This is a genomic window from Paenibacillus lutimineralis, from assembly GCF_003991425.1.
GTDB lineage: Bacteria > Bacillota > Bacilli > Paenibacillales > Paenibacillaceae > Fontibacillus > Fontibacillus lutimineralis.
Genome location: NZ_CP034346.1, coordinates 5,230,229 through 5,246,207, shown reverse-complemented (window position 1 = coordinate 5,246,207; position 15,979 = coordinate 5,230,229). Strand labels below are relative to the sequence as shown.

Below are 15,979 nucleotides of genomic sequence, written 5' to 3'. Positions count from 1 at the left end.
ACCAACAGAACTGCAATCACATAAATTACTAATGTAGGCTACCCTTTAGTTAGGGTAGCTTTTTTGCTGACACGAACTGGGCACAGCTGTAAAAAAAAGTGTTGCAATTGTCTACAATAGATGGTATTTTTAATCTCGTTGAAAACAATATAGGAACCAGGATTCACTCAGGACATGGAGAAGACATTTTTCCCTCGAGCAGTGAATGACGTAGGTCCTAGCGGATGAAATTTTTTCAAACATTTTATTCCTAGGAAGGGGGAACCGGAAGATGGAGTATTCAACTTTCGGAAGACACGTTGCTGTTGATACTTGGGGAGTAGATTTTGAGTTGCTGAATAATGCCGAGCTTCTTCAGGAGTATATGGTGGAAGCAGCTGAAGCTTGTGGTGCTACCGTGTTATCCATGCAATCTAGGCAGTTCGAGCCTCAAGGGGCTACAGTGCTTGTATTACTGTCGGAGAGCCATCTCTCGATTCACACGTATCCTGAGAGAGGGTTTGCTGCAATTGATTGTTACACCTGCGGAGAGTGGGTTGATCCACAATTAGCTGTTGATTATCTGGTGTCCGTTTTGAAGCCTGAGAAGACCTTTGCCAAGAAATTGGTTCGCGGCATGGGTGAGATGGAAGTTGCAACACCTGAGATCAATAAGGTGGAATTCGTCTAAAGATAAATTTAATCCTGCTCTATAAAAGCTAGAAATGGGAAATATAGAATAACCATGGGACATTTCCATGGTTATTTGTTTATTTGTGGAAATTCATAAATAATTCAAAAATCTCTGCTTATTTTACCGGGTAACAGACTGGCCCTGTGATATAATTAACATTGTTTGTGTTGTGATCATGCTTTAAGTAATAGTTCAAAAAGGTGGACTTTTTGAATGTATCCTCTTTAAGTCTTGTGGAGGCAGGTGAACTTCTATGCACATTGTCGTTGTCGGACTAAATTATCGGACGGCACCTGTGGAAGTCAGAGAACGTTTTGCATTTTCAGAACAGGATATGCCGCAGGCGCTGCTGGAATTAACACGTACCAAAAGTGTGATGGAAGGAGTAATCCTTGCGACCTGCAACCGCACGGAAATTTATGTGGTTGTTGACCGGCTGCATATGTGCGGATATTTCATCCGTAGTTTTATGGAGAAGTGGTTTGGTATTCCGCGTGAGGAATTTACCAAGCATTTATATATGTACGAAGAGGAGCAAGCGGTTCGTCATTTGTTCAGAGTGGCTAGCGGGCTGGATTCCATGGTTCTTGGGGAGACTCAAATTCTTGGCCAGGTACGCAGTGCTTTTCTGCTTGCACAAGGTGAGAAGGCTACCGGCAAATGGTTTAATATGTTGTTCAAACAGGCGATTACTCTAGGCAAACGTGCTCACTCAGAGACGGCGATTGGCGAGAGTGCGGTCTCGGTTAGCTATGCGGCAGTGGAGCTCGGCAAGCGGGTGTTCGGCAGCTTCTCTGGGAAGCGGGTCCTGATCCTTGGTGCGGGGAAGATGAGTGAACTGACAGCGAAGCATTTAAGCGGCGGGGGTACGGAAGAAGTGCTCGTTGCAAACCGTACCTTTACTCGGGCGCAGGAGCTGGCTAGTAAGTTTGACGGAACGCCATGCACGATGCAGGAGGCGCTGCGGCGATTATCTGAAGTGGATATTCTGATTAGCTCCACTGGGGCAGAAGGATATGTGCTCACTTCAGCACAGGTGACCAAGAGTATGGAGCTCCGTCCGGATCGTCCGTTGTTTATTATTGATATTGCTGTACCGCGTGATATCGAGCCGTCGATTGGCGAGCTTCCGAATGTGTTCCTTTATGACATTGATGATCTGGAAGGGATCGTTGAGAGTAATATGGAAATGCGCCGTGGGGAGGCTATCATTATCGAGCGGATGATTGAAGAGGAGATTGCTGTATTTACCAGTTGGTTGCAGACTTTGGGTGTTCAGCCTGTTATTCGAGCCTTGCAGGAGAAATCGTCTGCGATTCATGCAAGCACATTGGACAGCTTGTTCAATAAGCTGCCTGACTTGGATGAACGGGAGCGTAAAGTAATTACCCGTCTAACGAAGAGCATCGTGAATCAGATGATGCATGATCCAATTAAACGGATCAAGGAAATGAGCGGGGAGGAGAACGGTCTGGCGGCGCTGGATATGTTCACCAAGATATTTGCTCTGGAGGAGCAGCTTGAAGAGCAGAGCGCATCTATGGAGACGCCGGCAGTAGAGGCCCCGGTTCCGGAGACAATAACAGTTAGCGTGGAAGTTAGTCCAGATAAGGTGCCTGTTCCGATGATGAAGGCTTCGGTCTGAACATTTATAAATTTAAAGTGCATGTTTAAAAGGAGACTTTTTAAACAACCTCTTAAAGAATGCTTTGCCCTGAGGCCACTGCTTTGATTCTGATTGCCACCGCACCATTTGCAGGCAGGAGGGTCAGGCGGAACGGCAACGGGGCTTGTTTTTTTATCGAAGAAGATTCACAGGCTGATTCTTCGACCGCAAAAGCTCGATGGAAAAATACAACAGGGTAGGGTATCCTATACTCATTATCATATTTTGCGTTGCGAGTTCGAAAAAACTGAACTCGATTATTGGTTTGCTTATCAAAAGTGGACTCGGGAGTGGGTGCTGGATGGCGCATTATGTCCCTATTATGCTTGATCTTCAAGGCCGCAAATGCGTTCTGGTCGGTGGAGGTTTTGTTGCAGAGCGGAAGGTGGCGATACTACAGCCCGCCGGAGCTGAGATTCTGATCGTCAGCCCGAGGCTAACACCCAAGCTTCATCAAGCTTGGAAACAGGGGCAGATTGCCTGGAACGAGCGCTGTTATGAGCAAGGTGACTTGCATGGAGCTTTTATGGTCTTAGCCGTAACGGATCAACCGTTCGTTAACGATCAGATTGTCGCTGAGGCTCATAAGTTGGGGATTCTGGTTAACCACGCTGGGGAGGGCGCGAGGGGATCATTTATTACGCCTAGCTCTTTCAGGCGAGGAGAACTAATCGTTGCCGTATCTACTTCCGGTGCGGCGCCAGAAGCAGCCAAGAGAGTAAGCACCGAGATCGAGGAGCAGTTCGGGGATGAGTATGAGGAATATATCCGTTTTTTGTCATGGGCCAGACTGGTGATTAAGAAGCGAGTACAGGATGTCTCTCGAAGGAAGCTGTTATTTAAGAAATTGGCTACGATCGATGTTTTGAAGGAAATACGGACCGGTGAGTTCTCACTAAGCAGTGAGGACGAACTGTTATCTTGGATAAATGTTCAGCAGGAGGAGTAAGGAATGACGAAGCGTACGATAGTTGTCGGAACGAGACAGAGCCAATTAGCTCTAACCCAGACAGGACAGGTTATCGATGCCCTGGAGAAGCTCTGTGCGGAGCATAGGCTCCCGTTCAAGTTTGAAATTCGCAAGATCATGACGAAGGGTGACCGTATTCTAGATGTGACTCTGTCCAAGGTAGGCGGTAAAGGCTTGTTTGTCAAAGAGATCGAGCAGGCTATGCTCGACAAGGAGATTGACCTTGCTGTACATAGCATGAAGGATATGCCTTCCGAGCTTCCGGAGGGACTCATCAATGGAGCCATTCCGCAGCGGGTTGAACCCAGGGATGCGTTAATCTCCAAAGAAGGGCTCTCCTTGGAAGAACTACCGCATGGCGCTAAGGTAGGTACGAGCAGCCTGCGTCGTTCCAGTCAGCTTCGTGCGAAGCGACCTGACTTACAGTTGGAGTCGATTCGTGGAAATATTGATTCCCGTCTGCGGAAGCTGGAGACAGAAGGTTTCGACGCGATTATTCTAGCAGCAGCCGGGCTCAAACGGATGGGCTGGGAAGATCGAATTTCTTCACTGCTGCCGGTCGATGTCTGTCTTCCGGCGGTTGGACAAGGGGCTCTTGGGCTGGAGTGCCGTGAAGATGATGCGGAACTCATGGCTCTGCTGTCTTTGTATAACGATCACATTACTTCGCTCACCGTTACTGCGGAGCGGCGCTTCCTCGCTGTATTGAACGGCGGCTGCCAGGTTCCGATTGGGGCCTTTGCGGTGTGGAACGAAGCTGCTGGCGATGTGGCGGCTGGATCGGGTACAGGATTGATTACTTTGACCGGAATGGTCGGTGCACCTGACGGAAGCCTGATCCTAAAAGAAAGTCTTACCGGAGACGACCCGGTCCAGCTTGGGGAAGATGTAGCACAGAAATTAATTTTACAAGGTGCAGATCGAATATTGGCCGCGGTCAGGGAGTGATGGAGGAATGGCTGGAGCAGGTAAAGTATATTTAGTTGGCGCAGGCCCAGGTGATGCGCGCTTAATTACACTGAAGGGGCTGGAGTGCCTAGAGAAAGCGGACGTAGTCGTATATGATCGTCTGGCGAATCCGAGCCTCTTGACGCGGACGAAGCGTGACGTCGAGAAGATTTATGTAGGCAAGACAGTGAACCGACACACGATGAAGCAGGAAGAGATTAATCAACTGCTTGTTGATCTCGCGTTGTCAGGCAAGATCGTCGTCCGTCTCAAGGGCGGAGACCCGACGATCTTTGGTCGCGTCGGTGAAGAAGCCGGTTTGCTGAGGCAGCATAAGATTCCATATGAGATCGTTCCAGGAATAACCGCAGCGATTGCTGTCCCAGCTTATGCGGGTATTCCCGTTACCCATCGAGATATTGCTTCATCCTTATCTATCATTACAGGGCATGAGAGTCAAGACAAGCTGGATCTATCGATTGATTGGGCCAAGTTGACCCAGGCTACGGGTACGCTCGTCTTTATGATGGGATTAGCTAAAATCGGCCATATCGCTGCGCAGCTAATCAAACATGGCAGGCCGCCGGAGACACCAGTTGCTCTTATACGCTGGGGGACCCGCGCGGAGCAGGCCGTATTGATCGGCACGCTGGAAGATATCGAACAGAAGGTATTCAACGCAAAATTCGAATCACCCGCTGTGATCGTCGTCGGCGAGGCGGTCCTGCAGCGCGAGGTGCTGAAGTGGGCCGAGGATATGCCTCTCTTCGGCGCGAGATTTCTGGTGACCCGTTCCCGCTCCCAAGCAAGCGAATTAGTAAAGCAGATCGAGGAGCTGGGCGGAGAAACCTATGAATTTCCGGTCATTGAGACGGTGATGCCGAGTCCGGAATATTTAAATGCGACAGCAAAGGCCCTAGAGGATTTGGATCAGTATGATTGGGTGTTCTTTACGAGCGTCAATGGGGTAGAGTATTTCTTCAGGCACCTGGACAGACTTGGAAAAGACATTCGAACACTGCACTCTGCCCGCATTGCCGCGGTTGGTCCAGCGACCAAGGAAGTGCTGCGCCGTTACGGAATTGCTGCTGAGGAGCTGCCTAGCCAATTTCAGGCTGAAGGTTTGTTCGAAGCTTTTGATCAGCAATTGCTGGCCGGCCAGAAAGTGCTTCTTCCTCGTGGCAACCTGGCTCGCGCCTGGCTGGCTGAGGTGCTTCAGGACAGAGGACTCAGCGTGACGGATGCGGTGATGTACGAGACCGTGCCGATCGGGGATGAGGACGATGAATTGCTTAAGCTGCTGGAGCAGGACGGAATTCATGCTGTTACCTTCACAAGCTCGTCGACGGTGACTAATTTCCTGTCGGCTCTCGGCAGGATGGGAGTGGCTGATCCTGTTCAGGCGCTTGCAGGTGCAGCAATATGCTGTATAGGTCCAGTTACTGCGAAGACGGCAGAGCAAGCTGGATTGAACGTGGCGGTAATCGCTGAGGAGTCTACGATTCCAAGCCTGGTGGCCGGGCTATGTACCTGGAAGCAAGCGCAAAATTCAATACGACGTTAACCTACTTATAGAACTAGGAGGAATTATATATGGCTTTTCCAATTGTAAGACATCGCCGTTTGCGCCAAACTGCGAGCATTCGTGGCCTGGTGCGTGAGACGGTATTAACTGTGGATGATTTCATTCAACCGATCTTTGTCGTTCCTGGCAATGGTATTAAGAATGAAATCACTTCGATGCCTGGGGTATATCAATTTTCATTGGATACGTTGGAACAAGAAATTAAGGAGATTGCCGAACTGGGAATCAGTGCAGTATTGCTATTCGGTATACCGGAGTCCAAGGACAGTGTAGGCTCGGGAGCTTACGCCGAGGACGGCATTGTGCAGCAGGCTACACGCAAGATCAAATCGCTGTATCCGGATCTGCTCGTTGTGGCTGACACTTGCTTATGCGAGTTCACAGATCATGGGCATTGCGGTATGGTACATACCTATGAGCGCGACGGGCATGTATGCGGCGATGTACTGAATGATGAATCGCTGGAATTATTGGTTCGTACAGCGGTCTCCCAAGCGGAGGCAGGCGCGGACATTATCGCTCCATCTAACATGATGGACGGCTATGTCGCAGCGATCCGTGCAGGGTTGGATGAAGCAGGTTTCAGTCAGGTGCCGATTATGGCATATTCCGTGAAATATGCTTCTGCATTCTACGGTCCATTCCGTGAGGCAGCTGATTCGGCTCCGCAGTTCGGAGACCGCAAGACATATCAGATGGACCCAGCCAATGTTCGGGAAGCACTGCGTGAAGCCGAGTCTGATGTGCTAGAGGGTGCGGATATGCTGATGGTGAAGCCGGCTCTGGCCTTCCTCGATGTGCTTCGTGTCGTTCGCGATCAATTTGACCTGCCACTTGTCGCTTACAATGTAAGCGGTGAATACTCACTTGTAAAAGCTGCAGCGATGCAGGGCTGGATTAACGAACGCGCAATTGTAACGGAAATGCTACTTGGCATGAAGCGGGCTGGCGCGGATATCATTATTACGTATTTTGCCAAGGATGCTGCGCGCTGGCTGCGCGAAGGCAAATAATTGATTCCAATAGATTCTACCGAATAAGGTGAGGAGTGAAGCTGCAATGAATGAAATGCTCGGACGCAAGCAGGATGGACGTTCCTATACGGCTTTTGAGGAAGCAAAGCAATATTTGCCTGGAGGTGTGAATAGTCCAGTACGGGCTTACAAGTCCGTTGGATTAACACCGATCTATGCGGAGCATGCCTCCGGTTCAAGAGTATATGATATCGACGGCAACAGCTACATCGACTATGTGGGTTCCTGGGGACCACTCATTATGGGTCATGCTCATCCTGAAGTGGTAAAAGCGCTCCAAGAGGCTGCTGCCAAGGGGACGAGCTTCGGCATGCCTACTTTGCTAGAGACTGAGATGGCGAAGGTGGTCGTAGAGCGCGTACCATCCATCGATATCGTACGGATGGTTAACTCCGGTACGGAAGCGACGATGAGCGCTATCCGGCTAGCTCGGGGATATACAGGCAGAAGCAAGATTTTGAAATTCGAAGGCTCTTATCACGGTCATGCGGATAGTCTGCTGATCAAGGCTGGCTCCGGAGTTGCGACATTAGGCCTCCCGGACAGTCCTGGCGTTCCAGAAGGGGTTGCTTCTAACACGATTGCTGTGCCTTACAATGATCTGGAATCGGTTGAGCTGGCATTCAAGCGCTTTGGCGAAGAGATTGCTGGTGTCATTGTTGAGCCGGTAGCCGGTAATATGGGCGTTGTACTGCCACAGCCAGGCTTCCTTGAAGGTCTGCGTCGTCTGACTACAGAGTATGGCAGCGTGCTTATTTTCGATGAAGTCATGACTGGATTCCGTGTAGGCTTGAACTGTGCACAGGGTCGCTTCGGCATCACACCGGATTTGACCTGTCTGGGCAAAGTCATCGGAGGAGGCTTGCCTGTCGGCGCATATGGTGGTAAGAAGGAGATCATGGAACAGATTGCCCCGTCTGGTCCTATTTATCAAGCAGGAACATTGAGCGGTAATCCGCTGGCAATGACTGCTGGCTTCACGACTTTGTCTCTCTTGACTCCAGAAGTATATGATCGTCTTGAGAACTTGTCGGCCAAATTGGAGGCAGGCTTTACGGCAAACGCGAAGGAGCGTGGACTCCCTTGCACGATCAATCGTGTTGGTTCAATGATGTGTCCTTTCCTGACAGACCAGACAGTGGTCAACTTTGAGACGGCTAAGACCAGTGACCTCGACCTGTTCCGCCGCTACTTCACGGCGCTGTCTGAGGAAGGAATTAATGTTGCGCCATCTCAATTTGAAGGCATGTTCATCTCAGGTGTGCATACAGATGAAGACATCGAGCTAACCATTGAAGCGCATCGCAATGCGTTGAAACGGCTGTGAGTCTGAAGGTGGCAGGCCAGAGGCGGGGTGAATGGCTGGAGCTGATGCCTGGCAGGCTACCCGTGCCGGAGCATGGCGGACGGTATGAAGCGGTTATGGCCTGGCTGCACAATGAGCTAGCAGCGCCGCCCAAGCTATTGAAGACGCTTGAAGCTGAGGGCGGCATCAAGCTGGCGGGGGATCGCCTCCGACTGCTTCTGTTCCCGCCGAAGCAATCTTCTTTTGAGCCAATGGGTACTCCTACGGAGATCTTGTATGAGGATGACTTTTGTCTCGTCGTACATAAGTCTACGGGGATTAAGGTTCATCCGGACGGAGAGAGCCGCGAACCTACACTGGCGAACCAAGTATCTGCTATTTATGCGGAACGTGGAGAGAAGATCGCCCCGCTCCATATTCATCGGCTGGATGAATATACGTCTGGTCCTGTGCTGTACGCGAAGAATGCTTATGCCCAGCTTAAGCTTGATGCGGCGATGGCACGGAAAGAGATCTCTAGGGTATATGTTGCGCTAGTACAAGGGATAGTAAGTCCTACGCTTAGAATCATTGATGAGCCGATTGGGCGGGATCGGCACCACAATCAGCGCCGGCGTGTCTCTCCTTCCGGTCAAAGAGCGGTTACGCATGTTGAACTGATGGAGACGCTGAATCAGGCGAGCTTGGTCCGATTGACACTGGAGACCGGAAGAACGCATCAAATCCGCGTTCATTTAAGTTATGCCGGGCATCCTCTACTTGGAGATGCTCTATATGGAGGCAGCACAAAGCTACTTCCCTACCAAGCGTTGCATGGCGAGAGTCTAATCTTTGCCCATCCGCTTACAGGAGAATTGATTCGAGTAGATGATCCTTGGCCTCAGGAGTGGCTTCGGTTGCGAGAGCAGTTAGCTTTGTCCTAGTTATATATTGATTGAAAGAGCATGCCGGGAAATAGAAGGCATGCTCTTCTTTTTTTAGCATATAGATAGAATGAGCGAAGATTTGGACCATCCATCTTTATGTACGTGTTCAGAAAGTTCGGTTTTCAATACCGCTATATGATTTGCTTCGTGATCAAAAGGGACTTTTTGAACAACCTCTTAAGGGGATGTGGGTCATATTCGGATTTGCTAAAAAAGGAGGTAGTGTTCTTGGTTGATCATTCCTACGGCCTGCGTTTTGATATTTACGAGCGCGTCCATCTATCCGAAGATGTGATCGGCATCGAGGAACTGGAGGAGATTGAACTTTTTCCGAAAATCCAAGTATATCCCGGTGATGAATATGCGGCTCTGCGCGGTCATTTACTGTTATCAGGCCTTTATCGCGGTGAGGGAGAGAGTCGGGAGCTGGAGCATTGGATCCCTGTTGAGATTACGATTCCACTCAGTCGGGTTAATAAGCTAGAGGAGATTACGGTCGAAATCGAAAATTTCGACGTAGATTTGCTTAGCGCTCGCAGCTTGAATATTACGGGAGTTCTATCTTTGCAGGGAATTGAGACGGCCACTATGCGTTCAGAGGCGGAAGAATGGATGGACAGGGAGTATGTAGCCGCGCATGAACCGGTTCTTGGAGCGGAAGAAGTGGAAGAGGTTCAGTCCCAGCAGGATAATTACTCGTATCAGTTGCCTGAAGTTTCGGTAGATCATTCATATGTTGTACAGGAAGCTTTCTCATCCGAACAGCAGGACGGGGCCCGTGAGCAGCACGAAGAACAGAATGAGGAGACGTTATCCTGGCTTGACTCAGCTCCGTTATTGACACCGACATTTACAGCGGACAAGGGGCTTAATGAAGTAGAGCGTCCGTTGGAGACTGTGGAGTGGGAAGAGGCAGAGGAGCCTGATTCGGCAGTATGGTCTGAAGATCAGGATCCAATGGATATACATTCTGAACGAGTGAATGAGACGGAGGCCGTGCTGAAGACAGACAGCTATGTCGAGACTGAAGCGGAGTATGTTAACACGGATGTTGAAGATGCAGGAGCTGTAGAAGTATTTGAGGAAAGTGTTGAACAAGAGAAGGAAGAAGGAGCGCATGCTCAGGAAGAGAAGAAGGAGCTAAAGGTTGCCTTTGGCAGCAAGAAGCATGAAAGCAAGGATCGCGATGAAGGCTTTGGCATCAGCAAGCTGATAAACAATCGTCCAGATAAGGATAATGGTGTAGATTACTTCGAGGAAACTATTGTCATCCCGGATCAGGAAGAAGGAGAAGAGGTTCGTTGGAAGAGCCTGTTCCTGGGCAGAACAGAGGATCAAACTCCGTTCCGTAAGGTTCGTCTCGTGATCGTGCAGCGGGAAGAGACGCTGGATGATATTGCGGAGCGCTACCAGCTTAGCACACGCGAACTACAGCTGTATAACCGTCTGTCCGAGCATAATCTGGCTGAAGGACAAGTGTTATATATCCCTTGATATTATACTGAAGCTCGGCAATGCACAGTCAGTTGAAAGAGTGTTCGCAGGACTATTCAGAGGACCATTAAGGTCGGATCTGAATGGTCCTTTTTGCTTCAGCCAACTTCTAACGAAACCTACGAACGCTATTTCGGCAAATAAACGGCGATATAAAACGTAACGGAAATGAGTGTAATTATATGGTGGGGATTTCGCTGTAATTGGTTGATTTTTAACAAATAGAGAACCACATTTCCGTTAAAATTTCAAATCGATCAATATGGCTGAAATAACGGCTGTCATTTCCGTTAAAATGAGTTGGGAGTTTAAGGGACAAGCTAAGAGATGAACCTGAGGATGAACTAGAGAGCAACTAGAGAGAAGATAGCTAATTGTGCGTTTGTCATATTGACTCATAGCCTTATCCACGTTATGATAATATAGATTTTACAAAGATATGCTATTTCTTATTTTCTAAGACACCTATTGTTATCAAAATAAGATTTTCTGAACACACTAAATGTAAAGACTTGGAACGGGAAGAGTAGGAAGTGAGCCCTTCAGAGAGCGGAGTTGTATCGCTGGAAGATTCCGCAGGATACTGCTATCCGAAGTCGCCCGGGAGTCGTCCGTTTGAACTGGTGATGTCTCACCATTAGAGCGGGCCGGTTGCAGCCGTTATCTGTATAAGTGTCGCAAGCGACAAGCTATGCTTGACTGAATTGCCAGGCCAATGCCAGGCAACTTGCGAAACAAAGGTGGTACCGCGAAAGATAAAGCCTTTCGTCCTTTGAGACGAGAGGCTTTTTGTGTTTTCTGCCGTCGCGAATCATTACAGGCTTCTTGAACTTGTTGGCCTGAATTCGCCTAGGCTACGCTGAATTGTAATGGAGGTTGAAGCAAAAATGACGGAAAACCAAGCATCACAAACTACGGCAGAAATGCCAACGACTTATGATCCAAAAGCCGCGGAGAACAAATGGTACCGTTACTGGATGGAGAATGAGTTCTTCAAAGCGGGCATGCGGCCTGAAGCTGAGCCTTTTACGATCGTAATTCCACCGCCTAACGTAACGGGTATGCTGCATATTGGACATGCGCTAGACTTCACGCTGCAGGATATTCTGATCCGTACCAAGCGGATGCAGGGCTACGATGCCTTATGGCTGCCAGGCTCGGACCATGCGGGAATCGCTACCCAGACCAAAGTGGAGCAGAAGCTGCGTGAGCAGGGGATAAGCCGCTATGATCTGGGCCGTGAGAAGTTCCTTGAGAAAGTGTGGGAATGGAAGGAGCAGTATGCCAATACGATCCATGAACAATGGGCCAAAATGGGGCTGTCGCTTGACTATTCACGCGAGCGGTTTACGCTGGATGAAGGTCTGTCTCAGGCTGTTCGCGAAGTATTCGTGAAGCTGTATGAGAAGGGGCTGATTTATAAAGGCAGATATATCATCAACTGGGACCCAGTCGCTCGTACGGCCTTGTCCGATATTGAAGTAGAATACAAGGAAGTTAACGGACATTTGTATCATCTGCAATATCCGCTTAAGGATGGGGACGGGTATATTACGGTTGCCACGACACGTCCGGAGACGATGCTCGGCGATACAGCTGTCGCGGTTCATCCTAAGGATGAGCGCTACAGCCATTTGATCGGCAAATCGCTTGTTCTGCCAATTGTAGACCGCGAAATTCCGATCATCGCTGATGAATATGTTGACAAGGAATTTGGTAGCGGTGCAGTTAAGATCACTCCAGCTCATGACCCGAATGACTTCGAGGTAGGTCAGCGCCATGATCTGCCGCAGATTATCGTCATGGACGAGAACGGTAAGATGAACGAGGCAGCTGGCAAGTATGTGGGCCTGGATCGCAGCGAATGCCGTAAGCAGATCGTGAAAGATTTGCAGGATATGGGCGTATTGATTAAAATTGAGGACCACCTGCATCAGGTAGGCCATAGTGAACGGACCGGAGCAGTTATAGAGCCGTATTTGTCCCTGCAATGGTTCGTCAAAATGAAGCCGCTCGCTGAGGCTGCAATTGCAGCGCAAAACTCGGGCAAAGGTGTAGAATTCGTTCCGGAACGGTTCGAGAAAACCTACCTGCAGTGGATCGAGAATGTTCGCGACTGGTGTATTTCCAGACAATTATGGTGGGGGCATCGTATTCCGGCCTGGTATAGCGAGGAGACCGGAGAGATGGTTGTTGCCCGCAGCGAGGAAGAAGCCCGCGCCAAGCTCGGACGGGATGACCTTAAGCAGGATGAGGATGTACTGGATACATGGTTCAGCTCTGCCTTGTGGCCGTTCTCGACGCTAGGTTGGCCAAATGAGGAGAGCGAGGATTTTAAACGCTATTTCCCAACAGACGTACTTGTTACCGGATATGATATTATTTATTTCTGGGTAGCTCGTATGATCTTTACTTCGCTTGAGTTCACAAGCGAAATGCCGTTTAAGCATGTGTTAATGCATGGTCTCGTTCGTGACAGCGAAGGCAAGAAGATGTCCAAATCCCTGGGCAACGGGGTAGACCCGCTCGATATTATCGAGAGATATGGTGCTGATGCAATGCGCTATATGATCTCGACGGGCAGTACGCCTGGTCAGGACGTTCGCTTCCATTGGGAGCGCGTAGAACAAGCACGCAATTTCGCCAATAAGATCTGGAATGCTTCACGCTTCGCTCTGATGAACATGGAAGGAGTATCCTATGAGGACATCGACATTAACGGGGACCTTTCGACTTCAGATCGCTGGATTTTACATCGCTTTAATGAGACGGCTCGGGATGTAACGCGTCTAATCGATTCCTATGAATTTGGCGAAACAGGCCGTGTATTGTACAATTTCATCTGGGATGATCTCTGTGACTGGTATATTGAATTCGCGAAGCTGAGCTTCTATGGTGAAGATGCGGATGCCAAGCGCAAGACACAATCGGTGCTTGCTTATGTGCTCGATCGTACGCTGAGACTGATCCATCCGTTCATGCCGTATATTTCCGAGGAAATATGGCAGCATTTGCCGCACAGTGGCGATACGATTACTTTGGCTGAATGGCCTAAGTATGACCCTGCGCTGGAAGCACCGGATGCAGTTCAGGAGATGAATCTACTCATCGACATTATCCGCTCGGTTCGCAACATTCGTGCTGAAGTGAACGTACCGATGAGCAAGAAAATCGAGTTGATCGTTAAGCCGGGCTCCTCCGAGCTGCTTGACATTCTTAACCGTAACGGGCATTATGTTCGCCGGTTCTGTAACACATCTGATTACGAAGCCTCACTGAAGATAGAAGCACCGGATAAAGCAATGACAGCGATTGTCACAGGAGCGGAATTGTATTTGCCGCTGGCCGGCCTGATTGATATTAGTCAGGAAATCGCTCGTCTGGAGAAAGAAATTGACCATTTGAATAAAGAAGTAGAACGTGTGGAGAAGAAATTGTCCAATCAAGGTTTTGTCTCCAAAGCACCTGCCAAGGTGATTGAAGAAGAGCGCGCCAAGATGGATGATTACTCTGCCAAACGCGACAAGGTGCTTGCACGAATCAATGAATTAAAAGCCTAGTGCCGTTGCCTCTACGTCCTTGCAATAGAACAATCGGATTGTTATCAGAGGTAACAGTCCGATTGTTCTGCGCTGAGGCGTAAGGATTTGGATCAGGGGACAGGCAATCCATAATTTTAACTATATAGGTTCAAAAAGGTCGGTTTTCAGCACCGAAGCTTAGGCTCCCGATGTGCGTTTTTTCAAAACGCTTCAGTTGGATGAAGCTAGGGTCTGAGGAGCGGAGCGTACGTAGTGGACACCTGGAATGTTTCCGGAGGAAACATTCCTTCGTAAGCATTCGCTTAAACCCCGCTGAATTCAAGATTCGATGTCGAGATCACTTCACTGATTTTGCTTCGTGATCAAAGCGGACTTTTTGAACTACCTTTTTATAAATCATAGACGAAGGTGAATTTCATGGGGGCTCATACTGAGGAAGGAAACAAGCAATCTCTGCAGGATTATAACGAAGCGGTAGAATGGATTAATGGGCTAATTGCGTTCGGGATCCGTCCAGGACTGGAGCGTATTGAGCTCATGATGGAGCGTCTCGGCAACCCACAGCGCAAGTTAAAATTTATCCATGTTGCAGGAACGAATGGCAAGGGGTCTTCATGCGCTTTTCTAACATCTACATTAATGAAGGCCGGCTTTGATATAGGAACCTTTACTTCTCCTTATATCACCAAGTTTACGAACCGATTTCAATTTAATGGTCAGGACATTCCGGAGGCTACTCTGGTATCATTATCGAATCGGATCCTGCCTCTCGTAGAGGAAATCGCCGATTCTGAGCTAGGTTCGCCAACGATGTTCGAGGTAAGTACAGCGATTGCGATTTTATATTTTGCAGAAGAATGTTATCCTGATGTCGTAGTATGGGAGACAGGTCTCGGGGGAAGGATGGATGTAACAAATATTGTTACGCCTATCGTCTCGTTGATTACAAATATCGGCATGGATCATACCGATGTATTAGGCGATACCATAGAGCAGATTGCTAGAGAGAAGGCCGGGATCATCAAGCCCGGTGTTCCTGTCGTGAGCTGTGTAGAACAGCCGGAAGCGATCGAAGTGCTACGCAGAACAGCTCAAGAGCAACGGTCTACCCTATACTTGCTTGGAGAACAGTTCACCTGCGAACGGCTAGAGGGTGATGATCATGAGCAATCCATGAACTTTCATGGTCCGTTCCGGGAGCTTGTGCTGAGGCTCTCGCTGCTTGGCGAACATCAATGCAAGAACGCGGCCGGAGTCATGATGGTGCTTGAGGTGCTTCGTCAGTATATGGCTTTTGTGCTTGAGGATGAAGCGATCCTGTCTGGCTTCCACAGTACGGCTTGGGCGGGAAGAATGGAACAGGTGAACAGTGAGCCTCGTATTGTGCTCGATGGGGCACATAATCCGGAAGGAGCTCAGATGTTAGCTAGAAGCATTCCGGACATCTATAAGTATCGCAAGCTGAATTTGATGATGGGCATGCTGGCAAATAAGCATCATCGTGGCTACTTGGAGCATATATTACCAATAGTGGATACGCTTATTTTGACCGAGCCTGACTTTCGTAAGAAAATGGATGTGGAGGCGCTCCATAGTATTGTGGAGCAGCTTAAAGTAACGAAAGCAAAAGAAAACTTGGAAATTATCGTAGAACGCGACTGGAAAAAGGCTTTAGAGCTATTGATGTCGCGGACGGAACGGGAGGATTTAGGAGTGGTTACAGGTACGTTGTACATGATTTCTGACGTGCGCGCGACTCTCTTACATCACACCGATTCTGAAAAAGGCTGGTGACCATATTGTTAAATACTAGAGAACAACATGTACATTTTATA

General features: G+C 49.0%; 12 protein-coding genes and 1 other annotated feature. Of the genes, 11 read left to right on the top strand and 1 reads right to left on the bottom strand.

Going from position 1 to position 15,979, the window contains the following annotated elements; translation table 11 throughout:
- The first annotated feature begins 271 nt into the window (after positions 1-271).
- The gene (gene speD / locus EI981_RS23180) at positions 272-670 is read left to right on the top strand and encodes an adenosylmethionine decarboxylase (protein ID WP_127002276.1); all 399 of its coding nucleotides are present in this window, start codon (positions 272-274) and stop codon (positions 668-670) included.
- 256 nt (positions 671-926) lie between these two features.
- Positions 927-2,318, top strand: coding sequence for a glutamyl-tRNA reductase (gene hemA, locus EI981_RS23175; protein ID WP_127002274.1), 1,392 nt, complete (start codon positions 927-929; stop codon positions 2,316-2,318).
- Positions 2,319-2,370: 52 nt separating this feature from the next.
- Here the strand turns inward: hemA and EI981_RS29105 are convergent, their stop codons facing one another.
- Positions 2,371-2,649: a hypothetical protein gene (locus EI981_RS29105; protein ID WP_162616253.1), complete on the bottom strand. Its 279-nt coding sequence runs from the start codon at positions 2,647-2,649 to the stop codon at positions 2,371-2,373.
- On the opposite strand from EI981_RS29105, the gene EI981_RS23170 reads away from it, so the two are divergent.
- The 9 genes from EI981_RS23170 (at position 2,641) to EI981_RS23130 (ending at position 15,938) form a co-directional block, all read left to right on the top strand.
- Positions 2,641-3,288 (top strand): precorrin-2 dehydrogenase/sirohydrochlorin ferrochelatase family protein, encoded by a 648-nt coding sequence (locus EI981_RS23170; protein ID WP_127002272.1) that lies wholly within the window; start codon positions 2,641-2,643, stop codon positions 3,286-3,288. The genes EI981_RS29105 and EI981_RS23170 overlap by 9 nt on opposite strands.
- A 3-nt stretch (positions 3,289-3,291) precedes the next feature.
- On the top strand, positions 3,292-4,257 hold the full coding sequence (gene hemC, locus EI981_RS23165) for a hydroxymethylbilane synthase (protein WP_127002270.1): 966 nt from the start codon (positions 3,292-3,294) through the stop codon (positions 4,255-4,257).
- 7 nt (positions 4,258-4,264) lie between these two features.
- Positions 4,265-5,821, top strand: coding sequence for a uroporphyrinogen-III C-methyltransferase (cobA, locus tag EI981_RS23160; RefSeq protein ID WP_127002268.1), 1,557 nt, complete (start codon positions 4,265-4,267; stop codon positions 5,819-5,821).
- A gap of 29 nt (positions 5,822-5,850) precedes the next feature.
- Complete coding sequence (gene hemB / locus EI981_RS23155) at positions 5,851-6,855, top strand: porphobilinogen synthase (protein ID WP_127002266.1); 1,005 nt, start codon at positions 5,851-5,853, stop codon at positions 6,853-6,855.
- Positions 6,856-6,901: 46 nt separating this feature from the next.
- Complete coding sequence (gene hemL / locus EI981_RS23150) at positions 6,902-8,203, top strand: glutamate-1-semialdehyde 2,1-aminomutase (protein ID WP_127002264.1); 1,302 nt, start codon at positions 6,902-6,904, stop codon at positions 8,201-8,203.
- Positions 8,200-9,105, top strand: a complete 906-nt coding sequence (locus EI981_RS23145; RefSeq protein WP_127002262.1) for an RluA family pseudouridine synthase — start codon at positions 8,200-8,202, stop codon at positions 9,103-9,105. The genes hemL and EI981_RS23145 overlap by 4 nt, the downstream gene beginning before the upstream one ends.
- 231 nt (positions 9,106-9,336) lie before the next feature.
- Positions 9,337-10,602 carry a LysM peptidoglycan-binding domain-containing protein gene (locus tag EI981_RS23140; protein ID WP_127002260.1) on the top strand — a complete coding sequence of 422 codons (1,266 nt, stop codon included), beginning with the start codon at positions 9,337-9,339 and terminating at the stop codon, positions 10,600-10,602.
- 504 nt (positions 10,603-11,106) lie between these two features.
- Positions 11,107-11,378: a binding site (T-box leader), on the top strand.
- 111 nt (positions 11,379-11,489) lie between these two features.
- Positions 11,490-14,162: a valine--tRNA ligase gene (locus EI981_RS23135; RefSeq protein ID WP_127002258.1), complete on the top strand. Its 2,673-nt coding sequence runs from the start codon at positions 11,490-11,492 to the stop codon at positions 14,160-14,162.
- Positions 14,163-14,561: 399 nt separating this feature from the next.
- Positions 14,562-15,938 carry a bifunctional folylpolyglutamate synthase/dihydrofolate synthase gene (locus EI981_RS23130; protein ID WP_127002256.1) on the top strand — a complete coding sequence of 459 codons (1,377 nt, stop codon included), beginning with the start codon at positions 14,562-14,564 and terminating at the stop codon, positions 15,936-15,938.
- Positions 15,939-15,979 lie beyond the last annotated feature (41 nt).